We start from the raw sequence: 3,973 nt of genomic DNA on the forward strand, positions 1-3,973 counted from the left end.
AGTTGTTTATACGACACCGGCACCCGTCCCCTGGTGCGGGTGTACCTAGTTTAGGGCCTCGAGCATCGGGACGACCTGGTCGATCGCGTACGGGATCGACAGCACGGTGTTGAAGGAGAGCGCGGCGCCGATGTCCGGGCTGTCGTAGGGCAGGAACAGGTCTCGCTTCTCCTGGTTGACCTTGGTCTTCTTGTACAGCGGGTCGGCCTTCATGGCCTTCTCCGTGTCCGGGGTGCCCAGCCAGACCGTGCGGTCGGCCTCCATGACGTCGAGGCGCTCGACGCTGAGGTCCGCGATGTTCTCCTTGCCGAGGGCGGCGCGGTAGGCGTCGGAGGTGGTGAAGCCCATCTCCGACAGGAAGATGACCTTCGGGTCCTTCGGGGAGAAGGCGGAGAACTTGCCCGGCTCGTAGGGCTCGCCGACGGCGACGGTCTTGCCCTTCCACTCCGGGTGCTTGTCGCGGACGGCCTTGAAGCGGGCGTCGACGCCCGCGATCAGCTTCTCGGTCTCGGCGCTCTTGCCCAGCGACTTACCGATCTGCTTGGTCATGACCTTCCAGTCCGCCTGGTAGTCCTCGGCGCCCTTGGGCTGGGCGACGACCTTGGCGATCTTGGAGAGGGTGTCGTACTGCTCCTTCTTCATGCCGGAGTACTGCGCGATGATCAGGTCCGGCTTGAGGGCGGCGATCTTCTCGACGTTGTACTCGTCGCGCTCACCGACGACCTGCGGCGGGGTCGAGCCCCACTTGTCCTTGGCCCACGGCCACTTGCCGTACGGCTGCTCCTTGAACCAGTCCACCGCGCCGACCGGCTTGACGCCCAGGGCGAGGACCGCGTCCTGGTCGGACAGGCCCAGCGTGACGATCTTCTTCGGCTCCTCGTCGATCGTCGTGCTGCCGTACTTGTGCTCGACGGTCACGGGGAAGGCAGCCGAATTCGTGGGCGCGCTCGCCTCGCCCGAGGGCTTCGACTCGGACTTCTCCGCGCCGCCGCCGCAGGCGGCGAGGGCGAGAGTGGCGGCGGTGGCGACGGCCGCACAGCGGAGGTTTCTGCCGAGCCGCGTCAGCGCGGGGCGTGTACCAGTGGACACGGGTGTTCCTTTCACGGGGGTTTCACAGTGCGCGCCCGGGCCGCCGGGCATGACGGCGCTACCGGCGGGGTCCGGGCAGTGGGGCTGAAAAGTTGACAGCGGAGGGCTCAGTGGACCGGGGAACTTGCCCCGGCCCAAGGCCTATCGGGCGGATCCGACGCCGTCGGCGACCGGACGTGCGGCGTCGGGCACGGTCTTGAGGTCCCGGTCGAGGATCGAGTCCAGGATCTCGCCGACCCGTATCGCGGTGTTGGACAGCAGGGAGGAGGTGATGCCGTGGGTGTGCTCGGTACCGCCCTGGAGGTAGATGCCGCAGCGCAGCCCCGGGTCGGTCGACACACGGTAGTCGCGCTCGACGCGGACGCGGCCCTGGTCGTCGCGGTGGCACCGGTCCGCGACCTCCCCGAGGAGACCGAGGCCGTCCGCCTGACGGTACCCGGTGGCGTACACGACGACGTCGGCGTCCAGGTGGCTCTCCTCGCCGGTGACGAGGGACCTGACGGTGGCGCGGACCCCGTCGGGCGTCTCCTCGACGCCCGTGAGGCGCGAGACGTTCAGGAAGCGCAGCCGCTCGGTGCCGAAGAACTTCTCCTGGTACGACTGCCGGTACAGGTCGTCGATGAGGTCGATGTCCACCACGGAGTAGTTGGTGTTGCCGTGGTAGTCCATCAGCCTGCGCTTGATGTCCTCCGGCGCGGTGAAGTACTCGTCGACCGCTTGGGGGTCGAAGATGCGGTTGGCGAAGCTGCTGTCGTCCGCCGGGCTGTAGCCGTAACGGGAGAAGACGGCGCAGACCTCGGCCTCCGGGAAGCGGCGGTGCAGGTAGGCGACGTTCTCGGCGGCGCTCTGGCCGGCGCCTACGACGACGAAGCGTGAGGGGGCGGTGCCTTCGAGGCCGTCCACCTTCGCCAGCAGGTCGGAGTTGTGCCAGATGCGGTCGGTCCGCTCGACGCCCTCCGGCATGACCGGGCGCAGGCCGGTGCCGATGACGAGGTTGCGGGCACGGTGGACGACGACCTCGTCGCCGGACCGCGCCGTCACGTCGAGGTACTCCACCACGCCGTCGCGCACGACGGGTTCGACGGCGACGACCTGGTGGCCGTACGAGACCATGTCGTCGACCTTCGCCGCGGCCCACTCGAAGTAGTCGTGGAACTCGACCCGGAGCGGGAAGAGGTTCTTGTGGTTGACGAAGTCGATCAGGCGACCCTTGTCCTGGAGGTAGCAGAGGAAGCTGTACTCGCTGGACGGGTTCCGCAGCGTCACGAGGTCCTTCATGAAGGACACCTGCATCGTCGCGTCGTCGATGAGCATGCCGCGGTGCCACCCGAAGCGGGGCTGCTGCTCGAAGAAGTGAGCGGTGACCGCCTCCTGCCTTCCGACGCTCGCGTTGTGCTCGCTCAACGCGATCGCCATGGCAACGTTCGACGGGCCGAAGCCGATACCGATCAGATCGTGGATCAGTGGTGCGTCGCCAGGAAGAGCCTGTGACATGTCACTCCCATTCGTGCGGGACAGCCGCCGGCCAGGCGTCCTGTCGGGTTGAAGAAAAGGGGGGAGTCCAGGCACACCGGTGACCGGCAGCCGAGCGGAACTTAGGTAAAGCTAACCTGATCCAGCCAGGGCTGTCGACCGGGCAAAACGGACAACCCATCCATCCTTGGGTCAATCAAGCCTAGAAACAGGCTCGTTGCACCCTTAGGTAAGGCTTGCTTTACTTACCCCTGTCATTCGCTCTTCTGAGGAGGAAACCCGATGCGGGTCGTCATGTTCGGTTATCAGACCTGGGGCCATCGCACCCTGAAGGCGCTCCTGGACTCCGAGCACGACGTGGTGATGGTCGTGACGCACCCCAAGAGCGAGCACGCCTACGAGAAGATCTGGAGTGACTCGGTCGCCGAGCTGGCCGAGGAACACGGCGTCCCGGTCGTCATCCGCAACCGCCCCGACGACGAGGAGCTGTTCCAGCGGCTCAAGGAAGCCGACCCGGACATCATCGTCGCCAACAACTGGCGGACCTGGATCCCGCCGCGCATCTACACCCTGCCGCGGCACGGCACCCTCAACATCCACGACTCGCTGCTGCCCAAGTACGCGGGCTTCTCCCCGCTGATCTGGGCCCTGATCAACGGGGATTCCGAAGTCGGCGTCACGGCCCACATGATGGACGAAGTGCTCGACGCCGGGGACATCGTGGACCAGCGCGCCGTACCCGTGGGTCCCACCGACACGGCGACCGACCTGTTCCACAAGACGGTCGACCTGATCGCGCCCGTCACGATCGGCGCCCTGGCCCGCATCGCGGCCGGCGAGACCGAGTTCACCAAGCAGGACCGCTCCCAGGCCAGCTTCTTCCACAAGCGGGCCGAGGAGGACATCCGCGTCAACTGGGACTGGCCCGCCGAGATCCTGGAGCGCCTGGTCCGCGCCCAGTCCGCCCCGTACCCGGCGGCCTTCACCTTCCACAAGGGCAAGCGCCTGGAGATCCTGACCGCCGTCGTGTCCGAGGGCCGGTACGGCGGCACCCCCGGCCGCATCTTCTACCGCGAGGGCGACGGCGTGGTGGTCGTCGCGGGCGCCGACGCCCGTACAGGCCGCAACCACGGCCTGGCCGTCACCCGCGTACGGACCGAGGACGGCCGGGAGCTGCCCGCGACGGAGTACTTCACCTCCATGGGCGGCTACCTCACCGACCGGCCCTGACCCCGGCGGCGCCACCGCCGCCCCCTCGTCACCGGCTCGCCCTGGACGGTCCCCGGGCGGGCCGGCGTTTCACCCCCCTGGGGGGGGGTCCTAGCCCCCCGGGGGCCCCCGCCACACCCAACGGGGGGGGTGGACCCGGGGCGCGCCCGGGGGCCCCGGGGGGCGCCGCCCCCCCCCACCC

Annotated in this window: 3 protein-coding genes; 1 reads left to right on the plus strand and 2 read right to left on the minus strand. The window is 68.2% G+C overall.

The features are described 5' to 3' along the window. Positions 1–45: 45 nt before the first annotated feature. Both ACFWI9_RS07190 and ACFWI9_RS07195 read right to left on the minus strand, forming a co-directional pair. Positions 46–1,089: an iron-siderophore ABC transporter substrate-binding protein gene (locus ACFWI9_RS07190; protein ID WP_387159526.1), complete on the minus strand. Its 1,044-nt coding sequence runs from the start codon at positions 1,087–1,089 to the stop codon at positions 46–48. Between the two features lie 141 nt (positions 1,090–1,230). Further along, positions 1,231–2,583 carry a lysine N(6)-hydroxylase/L-ornithine N(5)-oxygenase family protein gene (locus ACFWI9_RS07195; RefSeq protein ID WP_387159527.1) on the minus strand — a complete coding sequence of 451 codons (1,353 nt, stop codon included), beginning with the start codon at positions 2,581–2,583 and terminating at the stop codon, positions 1,231–1,233. A 261-nt stretch (positions 2,584–2,844) separates the two neighbouring features. On the opposite strand from ACFWI9_RS07195, the gene ACFWI9_RS07200 reads away from it, so the two are divergent. Next, a complete protein-coding gene (locus ACFWI9_RS07200; RefSeq protein WP_387159528.1) occupies positions 2,845–3,792 on the plus strand; it encodes a methionyl-tRNA formyltransferase in 948 nt (315 codons plus the stop codon). Positions 3,793–3,973: the final 181 nt, after the last annotated feature.

It is taken from the genome of Streptomyces sp. NPDC127084, from assembly GCF_042724175.1.
Lineage (GTDB): Bacteria > Actinomycetota > Actinomycetes > Streptomycetales > Streptomycetaceae > Streptomyces.

What these genes read in the sequence shown, in the direction of transcription:
- ACFWI9_RS07200 (WP_387159528.1), top strand. Translation starts at nt 2,845, where the DNA reads ATGCGGGTCGTCATGTTCGGTTATCAGACCTGGGGCCATCGCACCCTG.
- ACFWI9_RS07195 (WP_387159527.1), bottom strand. Translation starts at nt 2,583, where the DNA reads ATGTCACAGGCTCTTCCTGGCGACGCACCACTGATCCACGATCTGATC.